Origin of the sequence: Halomonas sp. SH5A2 (assembly GCF_014263395.1) — a bacterium.
In the GTDB taxonomy this organism is placed as follows: domain Bacteria; phylum Pseudomonadota; class Gammaproteobacteria; order Pseudomonadales; family Halomonadaceae; genus Vreelandella.
Map to the genome: position 1 here is coordinate 851,324 of NZ_CP058321.1, position 17,810 is coordinate 869,133.

Consider the following 17,810-nt stretch of genomic DNA (forward strand, 5'->3'; position numbering starts at 1 on the left):
ACGCCGTCGCGTTACTGGAGCCAGCTCATGACCGATACAACTAACAATACCTTTGACTTTATTGTAGTGGGTGCAGGTACTGCGGGGTGCCTGCTGGCCAATCGATTGAGCGCCAACCCCAACCATCGGGTACTGCTTATCGAGGCGGGTGGGCGCGATAACTACCACTGGATTCATATTCCAGTGGGCTATCTTTACTGCATCAATAACCCGCGCACCGACTGGATGTTCCGCACCGAGCCGGATAAAGGGCTCAACGGCCGCTCGTTGATTTACCCACGGGGCAAGACCCTGGGTGGCTGTTCGAGCATCAACGGCATGCTGTATGTCCGCGGTCAAGCGAGGGACTATAACCACTGGGCCGAGGTGACCGGCGACGATGCCTGGCGCTGGGAAAACTGTCTGCCTGATTTTATCAAGCACGAACACCATCATCGCCTGGATGAAGGCGGCGATGCCGACGCTGAGCACCGCGATTTTCACGGCCACGGCGGTGAATGGCGGGTGGAAAAGCAGCGGCTAAGTTGGCAAGTGCTGGATGATTTTGCTGAAGCGGCGGCACAGTCGGGTATTCCCCGGACACGCGACTTTAATCGCGGCGACAACGAAGGGGTGGACTACTTTGAGGTCAATCAGCGCGCTGGCTGGCGCTGGAATACGTCAAAAGCGTTCTTGAGGCCAGTGCGACAGCGTCAGAACCTTACCGTCTGGCACTCAACCCATGTCAATCGACTCGTGTTTGCTAACGATGGCACAACGACGCGCTGTGTGGGTGCCGAAGTGGTGCGCAACGGTGAGACGCTGCGAGTGCGCGCCAACCAGGAAGTGATCCTGTCCGCTGGGTCGATTGGTTCGCCTCAGTTGTTACAGCTTTCTGGTATCGGTCCCGCTGACTTGCTGGCCGAGCACGATATCGAGGTGGTAAGCGCCTTGCCTGGCGTGGGCGAAAACCTGCAGGATCACCTGCAAATCCGCTCGGTGTATAAGGTCCAGGGGGGTAAAACACTCAACACGATTGCCAACTCTCTGGTGGGCAAGGCTAAAATTGGCCTGGAGTATGCCCTTAAACGTACCGGGCCCATGAGTATGGCGCCGTCGCAGCTGTGTATCTTTACGCGCAGCTCCGAGGAGTATGACTACGCCAATATCCAGTACCACGTTCAGCCGTTAAGCCTGGAAGCTTTTGGCCAGCCGCTACATCCGTACTCCGCGATTACTGCGAGCGTGTGCAACCTGAACCCCAGCAGCCGCGGGTCGGTCAGGATTAAAAGCCGCGACCCACGCCAGGCGCCCGCCATCATGCCGAATTACCTGAGTACGCCGGAGGATCGTAAGGTGGCTGCGGATTCATTGCGGGTGACGCGCCGGATTGCCGAGCAGGCTGCCTTTGCCAAGTACCATCCAGAAGAGATGAAGCCTGGCCTCGAGTACCAGACTGACGATGAACTGGCGCGCCTGGCGGGGGATATTGGCACGACGATTTTCCACCCCGTGGGCACGGCAAGGATGGGGCGAGAAGATGACCCGATGGCCGTCGTCGATAGCCAGTTGCGCGTTCGCGGTATCACTGGGCTGCGCGTGGCGGATGCCAGTGTGATGCCGACCATCACCAGCGGCAACACAAACTCCCCGACGCTGATGATCGCGGAAAAAGCCGCCGGGTGGATATTATCGGCGCGGTCATCGAACTGACACTTTTTTACGCGATAGTATTGACGTGTGCTGAAACAAGGCGCATTCTTCTGGGCAGTAGGTTAGCAAGTCGAACGTTGTCAGCAGTATCGAAGCGCCGCAAGCGTTGAGTCTGGTGAAAGTTTCTTGTTCTACCCACTGCAACTCGGGTATTACCCGGCTTTAAATACGCTTTATCGAGGATTTCGATCATGGCAACTGGTACCGTTAAGTGGTTTAACGACACTAAAGGCTTCGGCTTTATTTCTCCGGACGACAACGGCGACGACCTGTTCGCGCATTTCTCCGAAATTCAGGCTGACGGTTTCAAAACCCTGCAAGACGGTCAGAAGGTTTCCTTCGACGTCACCCAGGGCAAAAAAGGCCTTCAGGCTTCCAACATCAAAGTTCTGTAATTTAGAACGATGATGTGTGCCATCAGCCAATAGCTGATGTGCTGAAAAACCCCGCTTAGGCGGGGTTTTTTGTATGTGTATGAAAAATGGCCGCATTACTCGCCCCAGACGTTGCTTTGCGCTAGGGTGATGTTTTTTTAAGCAAGGATTGAACAATCATGACAGCGCCTGGCGAACTCATCATCGAGCCAAAGAGCGGTAAACCCGCTGATGCGTGTGTATTCATATTGCATGGTTTAGGTGCCGACGGGCATGACTTTGAACCTTTAGTCCCCGCGCTAGGGTTGCCGGCCAGCGCCAATGTGCGCTTTATCATGCCCCACGCGCCCCGCTTGCCGGTGACCATCAACGGCGGAATGGTGATGCCCGCCTGGTACGATATTCTGGCGATGGATCTGGGCCGCCGGGTCGATGAGGCGCAGCTAAAGATCTCGGCCGAGCGTATTCAAACGCTGATTCATGAGCAGATTGACCAGGGTATCGACAGCCAGCGGATTATTGTGGCGGGTTTTTCCCAAGGGGGCGCCGTTGCTTATCATGCCGCGCTGTCATTCCCCGAGCCGCTTGGCGGGCTCTTGGCAATGTCGACTTACTTCGCCACCGCCGACAGCATTGCGCTGGCCGAGGCCAATCGGCATATTCCCATTGAGGTCCAGCACGGCAGCTTCGACCCTATCGTGCCGGAAAGCCTGGGTAAAAGCGGAGCTGACCGCTTAACGAGCATGGGCTATGCGGTCAATTATCGCCAGTATTCCATGGCCCACTCGCTTTGCCCCCAGCAGGTAAGTGATATTGGGCGCTGGCTTTTACAGCGGCTGAAATAACGGCTGCGTCGACAACCTTGCAAAAGGCGGGCACAGTAAGACGCTAATCCGTCTCCTGTGCCAGGATGTGGCGAAAGCGAATGATAGCCTCCCTTGATGCAACAGAAGCGATGCTGGCTCTTTGCCTCATAGTGGGGGCGCTTGCTTGCCTGTACGATCGCCATCTTGTGCGCGCCTGCTGCTTTTTTGTGGCGTTTGCCCTGACGATGACCATTGCCTGGTGGTATTTCGGCGCGCCCTGGCTAGCGGTCGTTGAGCTCTCGTTGGGCGTGATACTGACAGGGCTGAGCTTGTTTTACGCCCTCGGCCTCTTTTTGCCTGGCGGCTCTTCACCGCTTGAACGCGATACCTTCAGCAACACCTGGCCCCGTAAAGTGGCCCGCGTCTTTCTGGTGCTTGGCTGGCTTGTCATGCTCGGCTCGGTGATTCGCTTCGCGATACCCGGCATGGTCAACTTGCCCCTCGAACAGCCACTGCTTTTAGCAGGCGTCGTGATTATTGCCAGTGCGTTAGGCGCCTTTGCCTTGCATCGCCATCTGGTGCGGCGTCTGTTGGCGTTCAACATCCTCGGTTCCGGGGTGTTCATGCTGCTGGTGGGTGTCGCCGGCCCCACGGCGGCGGCCCAGGCGCTGATCAGCGTCGGTTTATGCGTTGCCTGGCTGGGGTCGATGTTGGCTGCGCTCTTGATCCAGCAGCTGGTGTACTTGGCCGGTGCGGACAGCATGCGGGGTGATGACGACCACAGGGAGCGTGCAAGGTGATCTGGCGCTTTGGCCTTTTGGATAGCACTTTTGAACCCTTGACCAGCGCTCACTGGGCGCTGGGCGCTGCACTTGCTGCGCCGCTGCTACTGGGGCTGATGGCCGCTGTATTCCCCCCCAAGCGCACATGGCCTGTTGCGTTGGCCTATTTACCCGTGCTGGCTTCGGGTGTGGGGCTGTTGTTCGCTTTTGAGCAGTCGGGGTTGCTGCGTTGGCAGTGGGAGCTAGCTGGGGTCGGCGTCTCTCTACGCTTGAACGGGCTTAGCGTATTGCTGCTGCTCACCACTCAGTGGATTGGTTTTGCCGCCGCGCTCTACACACCCGGGCTGTTGCGCCTGGGCGATCCGGAACCGCTGTCGCGTTGGCTCTGGCCCTTGATGGGGGGGCTTCTGAGCGCGCTTTCATTGATCTGGCTGGCCACTGACCTGCTCACCCTCTACGTGGGGGTGGAACTGATGGGGCTGGCGGCGGTGGGCATGTTGATGCTGTCAGGCAAGTCGGCGGCGCTGTTGGCGGGCATGCGCTACCTGCTGCTCGCGCTGGTGGGGTCGCTGGCGTATTTATTGGGTGTGGCGCTGGTGTTGGGGCAATGGGGGCGGCTGGACCTTCAGGGCCTGGCGGAAGTGGTCGAACCCGGGCCGGTCGCCTGGATCGCTGCTGCGCTAATGGGCGCTGGCTTAGCCTTGAAAGCCGCCCTTTTCCCGCTTCATGGTTGGCTTTCACCGGTACACGGAAGTGCCTGGACACCGGTGAGCGCGCTGCACGCGGCGTTGGTCATCAAAGCCTCACTGTTTCTGCAGCTGCAGCTGTGGAGCATCTTACTAACAGACTCTTTCTACGCGCCGCACATTATCGCCTGGCTCGGCACGTTGGCGATTGTATGGGGAGGCGTGTTGGCGTGGCGCACCGATTCGCTGAAAACGCTGGTGGCATCGTCGACCGTTGCCCAGTTGGGCTACCTGATGGTGATCTTTCCGTTGCTGCTGGGTCCTGGCATCTCGCCGCTTTCGAGCGCATTAGCTTGGGACGGTTTCTGGCTCCAACTGTTGGGCCACGCTTTTGCCAAAGCGGCGATGTTCATGGCCGCTGGCAACCTGATGCTGGCAACAGGGGAGAGTACGCTCAAGGGGCTGGCAGGCACCAGCCGACGATTGCCGCTGTCGCTGTTAGTGTTGGGTATTGCCGCGGTAACGTTGATGGGCTTACCCCCCAGCGCTGGCTTCACCGCTAAATGGCTGTTACTTGACGCAATGATCAGGTCTCAGCAGTGGTGGGCGATCACCGCGCTGTTACTCGGTTCGCTACTGACGGCGGCCTATGTGTTTCGCGTGTTTCGCTATTCGTTTTACGAGTCGGCACCGCACCACCATTACCAGGCCCTGGCCCCAGGGATGAATCTTATCGCGCTGGCCCTTGCTCTTACCGCTTTCGCCCTGGGGCTGCTGGCGCACTTCCCCCTGACATTGCTAAACGGAGGTGACGGATGAACGCATCCTGGCTTCCGTTAACGACGCTTTTGACGTCGCTGTTGGCCGCGACGGTCATTTTTACGCTGCCTGAAGATGCACGGCGACTACGCACCAGCGTCAACCTGCTGGCGGCTGTCGTTAAAATCATACTGGTAAGCCTGATGGTTGGTCGGGTCTCGGCAGGCCATGAGGATACCTTTAGCTTTCAAGTAGTGGGCAACGTTGATTTCGTGTTGCGTGCGGATGCGCTTGGGGTGATGTTCGCCGGGCTCTCGTCACTGCTTTGGCTGTGTACGACGGTTTATGCAATAGGTTATCTGGAAGGTTCGGCCAATCGAAAACGCTTCTTTGGCTTCTTCAGCCTGTGCGTTGCCAGTACCCTGGGTATCGCGCTGGCAGGCAATCTGTTCACCTTCTTGATTTTTTACGAGATGTTGACGCTTTCCACCTATCCGCTGGTGGTACACGCGGGCACGCAAAAAGCCCTCAACGCCGGGCGTATTTATCTGCGCTATACGCTAAGCGCCGGCGTTGTGCAGCTGCTGGGGGCTGTTCTGTTGTATACCCTGACCGGTGAGCACTCCTTTTCATCGGAGGAAGGCCTTGGCGATTACCTGGCCGATCATCGGGGCCAGCTACTGCTGATCTTTGCCTTGCTGGTGGGTGGCCTGGCTGTCAAGGCCGCGATAGTGCCGCTGCACGGCTGGCTGCCCAGGGCAATGGTTGCGCCCGCGCCGGTGAGCGCACTGCTGCATGCGGTGGCTGTGGTGAAAGCTGGGGCCTTCGGTATCTTGCGCGTGATTTACGACCTTTACGGCATGGAGCTGAGCGTTGAGCTTGGCGTGACTACTGCCTTGGCGGTGATGGCTTCCATCACGATTATCTATGGCTCGTTGCGCGCGATGGCGCAGCAAGCGCTCAAGCCACGTTTAGCCTTTTCCACCATCAGTCAGGTCTCCTATGTGGTGCTGGGGGTCAGCTTGTTTGGCCCTTTCGGCACGATTGGTGCGCTGGCGCATCTGCTCCATCAAGGGTTGATGAAAGTCACTCTGTTCTTTTGTGCGGGCAATTACGCCGAAGAACTGGGTATCCATCGCATTGACGAAATGGACGGAGCGGGGCGGCGGATGCCGCTTACCAGCCTCGCCTTTACCGTCGGGGCACTGGGCATGATCGGGCTGCCACCGATGGCCGGGTTTATTACCAAATGGTATCTCGGGGTGGGTGCCGTTCAGGCTGAGATGTATTGGGTGGTCGCTGTGTTAGTGGCGAGCAGTAGTCTAAACGCAATGTATTTCCTCCCGATTCTGCACCGCCTGTGGTTCCGTCTAGGGCCGGCGCATGGGCAAGGGCAGTGGCCAAACGAACAGCGTTTGGGTCGCTTAGAGACCCATGGCTGGCTGCTTTGGCCCATGGTGTTTACGGCTCTGGCAAGCCTGGGGGCGGGGCTGTTGGCAGGCTTGCCATTTAGTCCCTTGGACTGGGCAAGCCGCGTCGCCTCGGGGGAGTATCTGCCATGATGTCGCTGCTGTTGGCACTGTCACTGCTATGGCCGCTCGGCGTGGCGATGCTGGTGGTGGGGCAGGTTTGCCGCACCCCTGCCGGAAAGCGTGACTACTTTTCGTGGTGGTGGCTAAGCGCCGCCTGGCCGGCATTGTTGTTAGCCTACGGCGGCGAAGCCCAGTGGACAATCGATGTCTGGATGCTGGGTGGGGAGTGGGCGTTGAACGCGCTAACCCGTCCGTGGCTGGCCTTTACCGCCTTACTATGGAGCCTGGCAGCCCTGCATGCTAGAGGCTACTTTGCCGCCGAGCAGAAGCAAGCGCGAAGCGGTGATCAAGCCGCCCAACGTCGGCTGGCGCGCTTATCGTTGTTGTGGCCGTTAACCCTGCTTGGCAACGTGATGCTGATCATCGCGCAGGATATTGCCAGTTTTTACCTGGGCTTCGCGCTGATGACATTTGCGGCCTATGCGCTGGTGGTGCATAGCGGCACCGAGGAGGCTCGTCTGGGGGCCAGGGCTTACATCATCCTGGCTGTCCAGGGAGAGGGACTGATCCTGGGTGGCTTTTTATGGTCAGCGGGTGAAGCCGACACGCTAACACTGCAAGGGGTACGCGAAAGCATCCTGGTGGCTGAGCATGGCGCTTGGATGGCTGCCTTGCTGTGCCTGGGTTTTGGGGTGAAAGCGGGCGTTATCGGGCTGCACGTATGGCTGCCCCTGGCCCACCCGGTAGCGCCTGCGCCTGCCAGCGCCGTATTGAGCGGTGCAATGATCAAAGCGGGGCTACTGGGATGGATCAGCGTATTACCCCTGGGCGAAGCGGGGATGTCAGCGCCGTTAACACAATTTGGTCAAATGATGCTCGTGGCGGGCCTCGCAGCGGCTTTTCTGGCGGCACTCTACGGGGTGTTTCAGCACCATCCCAAGGCCGTATTGGCTTACTCAAGCATCAGCCAGATGGGCATGCTGACAGCGCTGGTGGCGATGGGGCTGGTGGCTCCGGACGTCTGGTCAATGCTGTGGCCGGGAGTGGTGCTGTTTGCCGCCCATCACGCGCTGGCTAAAGGTTCGCTGTTTATGGGGACCAGTATCAGCGAGCATATGCCGCGTTGGTCGTTGGCTTTAATCTGGCCACTTCTGGCGTTGCCGGGCATTTCCCTGGCCGGTGCCATCGGCGCGGGCATGGTGACTAAGTGGGCTGTCAAAAGCCCGCTCTACGAAATGCACCATGAGTCATTGATCAAACTGCTTAGTTGGGCAGCCGTCGGCACGGCAGCGCTGGTGAGTATTGCGCTTTGGCGACAGTGGCAGCAGCGTCAGCCTGGGGGTAGCAATGGCTGGCAGTGGGGAGCTTGGTTGGCGGGCATTGCCGCGGCACTGATAACGCCGCTGTGGCTGCCGTTACCCGCAGAGAGCGTTGCGATGCCGCCCCTGAAGGAATGGCTGGGGATCATATGGCCGCTCCCCGTCGGCATTGCGCTGGTGGCCGCGGGTCGTCTTTTGCTTTGCTTTATCAATGTGACGGCGCCACCGGCTGGCGATCTGTGGTGGATATATGCAGGCGTCACCGCTGCTGGGTTGGAGCCTGTTAGGCGTATTAGCCATTGGTGCTCCGAGTTGAAAACGGCCTGCGTGGTATCATGTCGGAAGGTCGAGAGCACTCTGATGGACGCTTTAACTCGCATGCTGAAGGCTGAAAACTGGATGCGCCATCATGCCAGTGGTTTGATGATGGCGCTTGCCGTATTGCTTGCGGCGTTACTGATATGGGAAGGCCAGCGATGATATGTCTGCCAGGAGAGATTGATGGATAAATTCACCCGTGGCCGCAAAGCCGAACTCCCCAAGGAAATTCCCAAGCCAGGCTGGCTCGACATTGTTTGGCGTGTTTCGCGCGCGGCACGCCGTGACCGCATCATGTTTCTGGCGGCGGGTGTCGCCTTCTATGCGCTGCTTGCTTTGTTTCCGACCATTGCGGCGGTGATCTCTCTCTGGGGGCTGTTTTTCGATCCGAGTGAAGCCAGCCAGCAACTCTATAACCTTATCCGTTTGATGCCTCCCGAGGCGGCCGAGCTGATCGATAACCAGGCTCAGGATGTGGTGGATAGCATTGGGTCGAGCAGTGAAGTGGCGGCGCTGGTGAGCCTGTTGATTGCCATGTATATCGCCTCCAAGGGAGTCAGTGGGCTGATCGTGGGGCTGAACGTGGTGTATGGCGAACAGGAGCAACGCAGCGTTTGGCGTTTGGCTGTGCTGGTGACCACCATGACCTTTGGGATGATTGGCATGACGCTTCTGACACTGGGGTTCATAGGCCTGGTGCCGATGCTGGTCGATGCATTGGCGGTCGTTTCACCCTTGGATCGGATTATCGATTTTATGCGCTGGCCCGCTTTGCTGGTGATGATGAGTGCTGTCATCGCGCTGCTTTATCGCTTTGCCCCCTATCGGCGTGCCGCAAAATGGGAGTGGTTAAGCGTCGGCACTATGGTGGCAACGCTGCTGTGGCTGCTGGGGTCGGGCGGCTTATCGCTTTACGTGCGCTATTTTTCCAACGTCAGCGAACTGTATGGCTCCCTGGGGGCCGTGGTGGTGTTGATGCTGTGGTTTTTGCTCTCGGCGTTTGTGGTATTGCTGGGTGCCGAAATCAACTGCGAGCTGGAACGCCAGACGCAAAAGGACACGACCATTGGCAAGGAACGCCCGCTGGGAGAGCGAGAGGCCTACGCCGCCGACACCCTGGGGCGCCAGCATCCTTGGTATGAACAGGACGACGCACATACGCCGACGGACGATTCTCGCCGCGATTAATGTAACGCGCTCTGCCTCCTGCCCTAAGGGCAGGAGGCGAGCTTGGGGTGAAGGTGTTACAGGAGTTCTTCGGCGGCCAGTGCCAAGCGTGAACGCTCGACGCTTTTCAGCGTGATATGCCCGGCGTGTGGCCAGTCGCGGAATCGCTCTACCACGGCGGCCATGCCGCAGGTATTGGCGGTCAGGTAAGGGGTGTCGATCTGCCCGACGTTACCCAGACAGACGATTTTGGTATTGCGCCCAGCTCGGGTGACCAGGGATTTCAGCTGTTTGGGAGTGAAGTTTTGCGCCTCGTCGATGATCAGGAAGGTATCGTTGAGCGTGCGGCCACGCATGAAACTCGGCGCGCGGATCTGCACCCGCGAGCCGATCAGCTGCCGTGTGGCGCCGTTATCCCAGGTCGATTCGCCTTCATCATTACGCAGCAGGTTGTCCATGTTGTCGTGGAAGGCGCCCATCCACGGCGACATTTTTTCCTCCTCGGTGCCGGGTAGAAAGCCGATGTCCTCGCCCATGGGAATGGGCGCCCGGGTAAACACGATGCGTTCGAACTGCTTTTGGTCCAGGGTTTGCTGAAAGGCGGCGGCCAGGGTCATGAAGGTTTTGCCGGTGCCCGCGTTACCGGCGATGGTGACAAGGTCAATCTCCGGGTCCATCAGTAGGTTAAGGGTGAAGTTTTGCCGACTGTCGTGGGCGTGAACTCCCCAGACGCCCGCATGGTGACGGTAGTTGGTGAGCAGTTGCAGGCGTGCCGAGGAAGGCCCCAACTCGCGAACGATCGCCTCGAATTCAGCGCCGTTTTCGCTATCCGACACCAGCATACCCACATGCCAGTGACGCGGCATGTCGCCACTCAGTTGGTAGAAGGTGTGATGGTCGATTCGCTCGACGGTTACGTCCACATTAAGCGCTTCCCAAAGCGAGGCGCCGTGCGGGCCTGCAGAGGTGTATACCTGGGCGCCTTCGATCATCGCGTCGCTATCGTCGAACGCTTGATCATTCAGGTAATCCTCAACAGGGACTTTCAACGCTGCCGCCTTGACCCGCAGGTTGATATCCTTGGTAATCAGAATGACCGAGGCATCGGGGCGTTCCTCGCGCAGCCGACAGGTTTCGGCGAGGATACGGTTATCGGGACTGTCGTCCAGGGAGTCAAAGGGTTTGAGATCCCGGTAGCAAAGAAAGTGCAGCTTGCCGGACTCGCCGGTGATACGTGGAATCGGGATACCGCTTTGAATTTCGTCGAAGGTGACTTGGCTGGTGAGGTCTGAAAGCGTACGGCTGATCTGGCGCGCTGTACGGGCGATTTCGCGGATACCGTTTTTGTGCTTGTCCAACTCCTCTAGGACGGTCATGGGGATAACGACATCGTGCTCGTCAAAGTGGTAGAGCGCGGCGGGATCATGAATCAGGACATTGGTGTCCAACACGTAAAGCCTGGTTGCTTTCTTATCGAGTCGTACCATCGTGGCATTCACTCCATGGTTGACGGCAACGTCGACACTGGCAGGTGCGTCTTACGTCCTAATGACACTTGCCTGTGTCGTTAAGATGGCGTGTCCTGGTACCTCCTTATTTAGCGCTTTTTAATAGCTTGGAAGGCATCGGCGTTTTTTGCCAATAAATCTATTTCAACGAACGAGGTTTCCATGACACCCGCGATCAATAGTGCAAAAAGCGCTGGCATTGCTTTTCAAGTCCACGAATACCACCACGACCCAACTGCCGAGTCCTACGGTTTGGAAGCGGCTGAGAAGCTGTGCGTTGCGGCTGAACAGGTATTTAAAACCCTGGTCGTCAAGCTGGATGGCAATCAACTGGCGGTGGGGATTGTGCCCGTCACAGGGCAGTTGAACTTGAAGCAGATCGCCAAAGCTGCGGGGGCCAAAAAAGCCGCCATGGCGCAACCCGATGAAGTGGAGCGCACGACAGGCTATGTGTTGGGTGGTGTCAGCCCGCTGGGGCAGAAAAAGCGCTTGGCCACCTTTATTGACCTTTCTGCAGACGCATTTGCCACGATTTATGTCAGCGCGGGAAGGCGAGGGCTTGAGATCGAGCTGGCGCCCAAGGACCTGCAAGCACTCAGCCAGGCGCAACTGGCCCCTATCGTGGCATGACAACAGGGCGCGAGGGGGCGCTTTCTGGTATGGTGCGAAACATTAAGGCCGCTCATGCTTAGCGGGGTATTTTCGCCCCTTCAGGAATTTTCTGTGTCCGACACTTCTTTTGCTTCTCTGGCGCTGCCAAGCGCACTCGCCAGTAATCTCGACTCGCTGGGTTATCACCACATGACCCCGGTTCAGGCACAAAGCCTGCCGCCGATGCTGGCCGGCTGCGATGTCATGGCCCAGGCTAAAACCGGCTCGGGTAAAACCGCCGCCTTTGGACTGGCACTGTTGGCCGAACTGCGCGTTGAGACGTATGCGGTCCAGGGGTTGGTGCTGTGCCCCACCCGGGAGCTTGCGGATCAGGTGGCTGAGGAATTGCGCCGCCTGGCTCGGGCGATGCCAAACGTGAAAATCCTCACGCTGTGCGGGGGTGCGCCGCTGGGGCCGCAACTTTCATCGTTGGACCACGGCGCGCATATCGTGGTGGGCACGCCAGGGCGCATTGACGAGCACTTGCGCAAAGGCTCTTTGACGCTTGGTTCGCTAACGACCCTGGTGCTGGATGAAGCCGACCGCATGCTGGATATGGGCTTTCAGGAAACGATTGACGCCATCATTGCTGACACCCCAGCGGATCGCCAAACGCTGCTGTTTAGCGCCACCTTCCCGGACGAGCAGGCATCTGGCGGGCTGGCGGCGATGACGCGAGGCGTGATGCACGACCCGGTGACGGTCAAGGTGGCCGAGGTTCATGATGCCACCACCATCGACCAGCATTTCTATCAAGTCGCAAGCGAAGACGCCCGCTTTGCCGCACTCAAACAGCTGCTGTTGGTTAACCGGCCGACCACCAGCGTGGTGTTCTGCAATACCAAGCGCGAGACGCAGGCGGTGGCCGACCAGCTGGTAGACGCCGGTTTTAGTGCCGTCGCGCTGCACGGCGATCTGGAGCAGAAGGACCGCGATCGACTGCTTGTCTTGTTTGCCAATCAAAGCGCGTCTATTTTGGTAGCCACCGATGTGGCGGCCCGTGGGTTGGATATCGCCCAACTGGATGCGGTGTTCAACTACCAGATCGCCCGTGAGTTGGACGTCCACGTCCACCGCGTGGGCCGCACCGGGCGGGCAGGCGCGAGTGGCATTGCCTGCACTCTGGTAACTCCCAAGGAAACCTACCGGCTGGAAAAATTAGCCGACGTGCTGGGTGAAACCTTGACCACCGAGCCGCTGCCCAAGGCGACAAATGCTGCGCCGTTTGAGCCGCCTATGGCGACCCTTCAATTGGCCGGCGGCAAGAAAGACAAGTTGCGCCCCGGCGATATTTTGGGTGCACTGACCAGTGAAGGCGGCTTGCGCGGTGACCAGGTAGGCAAGATAAAAGTGCTTGCTCGCAGCGCCTATGTGGCGGTTGTGCAGGATAAGGTTCAGCAGGCCCAGGCAAAGCTTGAGCGTGATAAATTGAAAGGGCGAGCCTTTCGCGTCCGTCGCATTCGCCATTAAGTGTCTATTTGAGCGTGAACTGAAAAGGAGCCAACGCAGCGACCCATGAAAATCCCTAAACGATTACAGCCCTTGGTCGATGACGGCATGATCGACGAAGTACTGATGCAATTGATGAGCGGTAAGGAAGCCCAGGTCTACGTGGTGCGTTGCGGTGAAGAGGAACGCTGCGCCAAGGTCTTTAAAGAAGCCAAGCAGCGTAGTTTCAAGCAAGCCGCGCAGTACCAGGAAGGTCGTAAGGAGCGTAACAGTCGCCGCGCCAGGGCAATGTCCAAGAAAACCCGTTACGGCCAGAAAGAACAGGAGCAGGCCTGGCTCAATGCGGAAGTCGATGCGCTTTACCGGCTGGCCGGGGCAGGGGTGCGGGTCCCCGAGCCCCACGGCTTTGTGGATGGCGTCCTGCTAATGGAAATGATCACCGACGCCGACGGCAACGTGGCCCCACGCCTTGATGAAGTCACCTTGACGCCGGAACAGGCAGAGGCTTACTTCGCGAAGGTGATTCAGGATGTTGTGCGCATGCTGTGCGCCGGTTTGATTCACGGCGATTTGTCGGAATTCAACGTGCTGGTGGATGCCGATGGCCCGGTGATTATCGATCTTCCCCAGGCCGTGGATGCCGCTGGTAATAACAGCGCCGCGGCGATGCTATACCGCGATGTGGATAACATGCGCAGCTATTTCGGCCAGTACGCCCCCGCGCTTCTCGACACCCATTACGGTAAAGAAATGTGGGCCCTGTACGAATCCGGCGAGCTGCACCCCGACAGCAAGCTCACCGGTCACTTCGACTTTGATACCCACATCGCCGACGTGGATGAACTGATGGAAGTCATCGACGACGCCAAAGAGGAAGAAGCCGATCGCCAGGCGCGCATGCGCGACGACGGTGAGGATGACGGGGAAATCCCACAGCCCTATTGACGGCCAAACCCGACATCATCAACCGCAAGTTTCGTCGGTTAAGGGATGGGGCAGCCACAGCGCCGAAAGAGCGGTGCGGGTCACGACCTGACCGGTAAGTGTTTAGGGACGGCTGGCTGCTGCGCTACCGGCCCTTTTTTCCCGCGTCAACTGATAAGTCACGGAGGAAGGACTCTTCATGCTCTCGCGTATGCTTGCGCCATTGTTTCGTTACTTTGAAACGCGCGTTGACCCCTATCCCGAAGGCAACGTGACCACGCCACCCAAGGGGCTGGCGGCGTTCATCTGGCATTTTTCCCGCCCGGTTTGGCCACTGTTGCTGCTGATGTCGCTGTTGACTGCCTTTGTCTCCGCCGCAGAGGTGGTGTTCTTTAGCTACATGGGCGAGCTGGTGGACTGGCTCGGCAACGTGGAGCGGAAGAACTTCTGGGCCGAGCATGGCCTGTGGCTTTCCGGGGTAGGGGTTCTGGTGTTGATCGGCTTGCCGCTGTTGGTATTGGCGCAGTCATTGGTGACGCATCAAAGTATCTTCGGCAACTACCCGATGATTGGCCGCTGGCTATCGCATCGGCATATGCTCAGCCAGAGCCTGGCGTTTTATCAGGACGAGTTTGCCGGGCGGGTGTCGCAGAAAGTCATGCAGACGGCGCTGGCGATTCGCGAAACCGTCACCAAGGTGATGGACCTGCTGGTCTACGCGATCGTGTATTTCACCGGCGCGGCTATCTTGCTGGGCCGTGCGGACCCTTGGCTACTGCTGCCCTTGGGCCTTTGGCTGGCAGGCTATCTGGCGATCATGTGGTTTTTTGTGCCGCGCCTGCGGGATGTCTCCATGGCTCAGGCGGATGCCCGCGCCCAGATGACCGGGCGCGTGGTGGACAGCTACAGCAATATTCAGACCATCAAGCTGTTCGCCGACACCCAGCGGGAACAGGGCTACGCCAAGGATGCCATGGAAGGCTTCATGGGTACCGTCCACCGCCAGATGCGCCTGGTCACCATCATGAGCGTGTGCCTGACGCTGCTGAATACGGCACTGCTGGTGGGCATAGCGGGGATGGCGATCAGCGCCTGGTACCTTGACGCGATTTCATTGGGCGTGCTCGCCATTGCCATTGCGCTGGTCATGCGGATCCGTTTCATGTCGGACTGGATTTTATGGGAAGTCGCTGGGCTCTTTGAAAATATCGGCACGGTACAGGACGGCATGAACACCATCGCCCAGGAGCCCGCCGTACGTGATACACCTGACGCCCAGGCGTTAAGCGTTCCCCAGGGAGCGATTGCTTTCGAGGCGCTGCGCTTTGGCTACGAACAAGCCAAGGGCGAGAACAAAACCGTGTTCGACGGTTTGAATCTGACGATTGCCCCGGGTGAGAAAATCGGCCTGATCGGTCGCTCAGGGGCGGGTAAATCGACGCTTGCCAATCTGCTGCTGCGTTTTTATGACCTTCAGGGCGGGCGCATTGTTATCGATGGCCAAGACATCGCCGGGGTTACGCAAACCTCGCTGCGCCATCAGATTGGCATGGTGACCCAGGACACCTCGCTACTTCACCGTTCGCTGCGCGATAACATCCGCTACGGCAGTCCCCACGCCAATGATGACGATGTCTGGGAAGCTGTATGTCGCGCCCATGCAGATACCTTTATCAACGATCTGGTTGACCCTAAAGGGCGGCGTGGGTTGGACGCCCATGTGGGCGAGCGCGGCGTTAAGCTGTCCGGTGGCCAGCGACAGCGCATCGCGATTGCCCGCGTGTTGCTCAAGAATGCACCGATTCTGGTCCTGGATGAAGCCACCTCGGCGCTGGACTCCGAGGTGGAAGCCGCCATCCAGGAGCAGCTTGATACGCTGATGCAAGGTAAGACGGTGATTGCGATCGCCCATCGGCTTTCCACTATTGCGATGCTCGACCGGCTCATCGTGGTCGATGAGGGGCGGATTGTTGAAAGCGGCACCCATACCCAATTATTGGAACAGAATGGCATTTATGCGCGCCTTTGGCGTCGACAGTCGGGTGGCTTCATCGGCCTTGATGTCGATGCTGTTAGCCCCAATGTTTAATGTACCGATCATTCTGTCTAAAGAGGTATTCATGCAAGCGATTCAACTCAATCAGCCCGGCGGACTCGACAAACTAACGGTAGTGGATCAAGCCGCGCCTGGCGAGCCGGGGAAAGGCGAAATTCGTGTGCGCTTGCACGCCAGTTCGCTGAACTTTCACGACTACGCCGTGGTGGCTGGGATGATCCCCACCGAAGAGGGGCGTATTCCCATGTCGGACGGCGCAGGGGTTGTCGAGGCCGTCGGTGAAGGCGTAAGCGATTTTTCCGTAGGCGACCCGGTGGTTTCGACGTTCTTCCCCGGCTGGCTTGAGGGCCCGGCGCGGGTCGGCGATTTCCGTACCACCCCCGGCGATGGCATTGACGGTTTTGCGCGCGAGCAGGTCATCGCACCGGCTACGTCGTTCACCTACCAGCCGGCTGAATACAGTCACGCTGAATCCGCCACCCTGACCACCGCCGGATTGACCGCCTGGCGCGCCCTGGTCGTCGACGGCGGGCTGAAAGCGGGCGATACGGTACTGGTACTGGGCACCGGCGGCGTGTCCATTTTTGCGCTGCAGTTTGCCAAGATGATGGGCGCACGCGTCATCGCCACGTCGTCCTCCAACGAGAAGCTGGCCCGCCTGCGTGAATTGGGCGCAGAGCACACCATCAACTACAAAGAGACGCCCGAGTGGGGCAAGGCCGTCAAGGCACTGACCGAAGGCGAGGGCGTTGATCATGTGGTGGAAGTGGGTGGCTCCGGCACGCTGCCGCAGTCGATCGATGCGGTCAAGATCGGCGGTCATATCGCACTGATTGGCATATTGACCGGCCGTGAGGGCGAAATCCCAACCGCCAAGCTGATGGCCAAGCAGGCCACTCTGAAAGGCCTGATCGTCGGCAGCCGTCGCGACCAGATAGAAATGATTCGTGCCATCGAGGCCAACGGCATGCGCCCGATTATCGACCGCGAGTTCCCGCTGACCGAAATCGCCGATGCTTTCCGCCACCAGGAATCTGGCAAACACTTCGGTAAAATTTGCCTGACGTTCTAACGTAGCCGTTTTGACGGTATGAAGGGTGAAGTCGAGCGGTCATTCGCATAGAATGGCCGCTCTTTTATTTAATCGCCAGGAGCGTCAGTGCAGCGCATCGCCCACCTCATTCACGACACACTACCCAATCCCATCGATACGCACGGTCTGCGGGTGCTTGAACGCCATGCCGCGAGAGCTATCGTGACTCGCCAGGATAAAATCCTGCTGCTATATACCGAACGCTACGACGACTTCAGCTTTCCGGGCGGCGGCATTGATCCTGGTGAGAGCCCTGAAGCCGGGTTGCACCGTGAGCTTTACGAAGAAACAGGTGCGGCTGACATCGATATCATGGCGCATTTCGGCTATGTCACCGAATACACGCCCACCTGGAAGCCGCAATGGGATCTGATGCATCAAACCTCCCACTGGTTTACCTGCCGGATCGGTGAAACTCTGGGCGAAGCCCGTCTTGAAGACTACGAAGCGGCCAACGGCATGTCGGCGGCGTGGGTGTCGCTTGACGAGGCGCTTGACCACAACCGCCGCGTCATCGCCAGCCGACCCGCTACCATGGGCCTGTCGATCCAGCGCGAAACCCTGGTGCTGGAGAAAGTTCGGGCGAGTGTGTCGGAAAAAGTCGCGTAAGTGGGTGCTGTCCAACAACACACCGCGACGCTTGCTTTATTAAGGATAACCGCCGCTGACGGGCGTCAACGGCGGCTGATCTTAT

15 protein-coding genes are annotated in these 17,810 nt (G+C 58.7%); 14 read left to right on the plus strand and 1 reads right to left on the minus strand.

What is annotated here, in order from left to right; translation table 11 throughout:
• Positions 1–27 precede the first annotated feature (27 nt).
• The 8 genes from HXW73_RS04050 (at position 28) to HXW73_RS04085 (ending at position 9,456) form a co-directional block, all read left to right on the plus strand.
• Positions 28–1,692 (plus strand): GMC family oxidoreductase, encoded by a 1,665-nt coding sequence (locus HXW73_RS04050; protein WP_186255014.1) that lies wholly within the window; start codon positions 28–30, stop codon positions 1,690–1,692.
• A gap of 191 nt (positions 1,693–1,883) precedes the next feature.
• On the plus strand, positions 1,884–2,087 hold the full coding sequence (locus tag HXW73_RS04055; protein ID WP_009101184.1) for a cold-shock protein: 204 nt from the start codon (positions 1,884–1,886) through the stop codon (positions 2,085–2,087).
• A gap of 158 nt (positions 2,088–2,245) precedes the next feature.
• Entirely contained in the window at positions 2,246–2,911 is a 666-nt protein-coding gene (locus HXW73_RS04060; protein WP_186255015.1) for an alpha/beta hydrolase, read from the plus strand.
• Between the two features lie 80 nt (positions 2,912–2,991).
• Positions 2,992–3,672, plus strand: a complete 681-nt coding sequence (locus tag HXW73_RS04065; RefSeq protein ID WP_186255016.1) for a hypothetical protein — start codon at positions 2,992–2,994, stop codon at positions 3,670–3,672.
• On the plus strand, positions 3,669–5,159 hold the full coding sequence (locus HXW73_RS04070; protein WP_186255017.1) for a complex I subunit 5 family protein: 1,491 nt from the start codon (positions 3,669–3,671) through the stop codon (positions 5,157–5,159). Before HXW73_RS04065 ends, HXW73_RS04070 begins: the two co-directional genes overlap by 4 nt.
• Positions 5,156–6,661, plus strand: coding sequence for a complex I subunit 5 family protein (locus tag HXW73_RS04075; RefSeq protein WP_186255018.1), 1,506 nt, complete (start codon positions 5,156–5,158; stop codon positions 6,659–6,661). The genes HXW73_RS04070 and HXW73_RS04075 overlap by 4 nt, the downstream gene beginning before the upstream one ends.
• A complete protein-coding gene (locus HXW73_RS04080) occupies positions 6,658–8,430 on the plus strand; it encodes a proton-conducting transporter transmembrane domain-containing protein (RefSeq protein WP_186255019.1) in 1,773 nt (590 codons plus the stop codon). The genes HXW73_RS04075 and HXW73_RS04080 overlap by 4 nt, the downstream gene beginning before the upstream one ends.
• Before the next feature lie 21 nt (positions 8,431–8,451).
• Positions 8,452–9,456, plus strand: coding sequence for a YihY/virulence factor BrkB family protein (locus HXW73_RS04085; protein ID WP_186255020.1), 1,005 nt, complete (start codon positions 8,452–8,454; stop codon positions 9,454–9,456).
• 56 nt (positions 9,457–9,512) lie between these two features.
• Here the strand turns inward: HXW73_RS04085 and HXW73_RS04090 are convergent, their stop codons facing one another.
• On the minus strand, positions 9,513–10,922 hold the full coding sequence (locus HXW73_RS04090; RefSeq protein ID WP_186255021.1) for a PhoH family protein: 1,410 nt from the start codon (positions 10,920–10,922) through the stop codon (positions 9,513–9,515).
• 183 nt (positions 10,923–11,105) lie between these two features.
• Between HXW73_RS04090 and ybaK the strand changes: the two genes are divergently transcribed.
• From ybaK to HXW73_RS04120, 6 genes are all read left to right on the plus strand, one after another.
• Positions 11,106–11,573: a Cys-tRNA(Pro) deacylase gene (gene ybaK, locus HXW73_RS04095; protein WP_186255022.1), complete on the plus strand. Its 468-nt coding sequence runs from the start codon at positions 11,106–11,108 to the stop codon at positions 11,571–11,573.
• A 93-nt stretch (positions 11,574–11,666) separates the two neighbouring features.
• The gene (gene dbpA / locus HXW73_RS04100; protein WP_240538707.1) at positions 11,667–13,064 is read left to right on the plus strand and encodes an ATP-dependent RNA helicase DbpA; all 1,398 of its coding nucleotides are present in this window, start codon (positions 11,667–11,669) and stop codon (positions 13,062–13,064) included.
• 45 nt (positions 13,065–13,109) lie between these two features.
• Positions 13,110–13,988, plus strand: coding sequence for a PA4780 family RIO1-like protein kinase (locus tag HXW73_RS04105; RefSeq protein WP_186255024.1), 879 nt, complete (start codon positions 13,110–13,112; stop codon positions 13,986–13,988).
• A 178-nt stretch (positions 13,989–14,166) separates the two neighbouring features.
• Positions 14,167–16,056, plus strand: a complete 1,890-nt coding sequence (locus HXW73_RS04110; protein WP_274600589.1) for an ABC transporter ATP-binding protein — start codon at positions 14,167–14,169, stop codon at positions 16,054–16,056.
• A gap of 31 nt (positions 16,057–16,087) precedes the next feature.
• The gene (locus HXW73_RS04115) at positions 16,088–17,095 is read left to right on the plus strand and encodes a zinc-dependent alcohol dehydrogenase family protein (RefSeq protein ID WP_186255025.1); all 1,008 of its coding nucleotides are present in this window, start codon (positions 16,088–16,090) and stop codon (positions 17,093–17,095) included.
• Between the two features lie 87 nt (positions 17,096–17,182).
• Positions 17,183–17,725, plus strand: a complete 543-nt coding sequence (locus tag HXW73_RS04120; protein ID WP_186255026.1) for an NUDIX hydrolase — start codon at positions 17,183–17,185, stop codon at positions 17,723–17,725.
• The last annotated feature ends 85 nt before the right edge of the window (positions 17,726–17,810 follow it).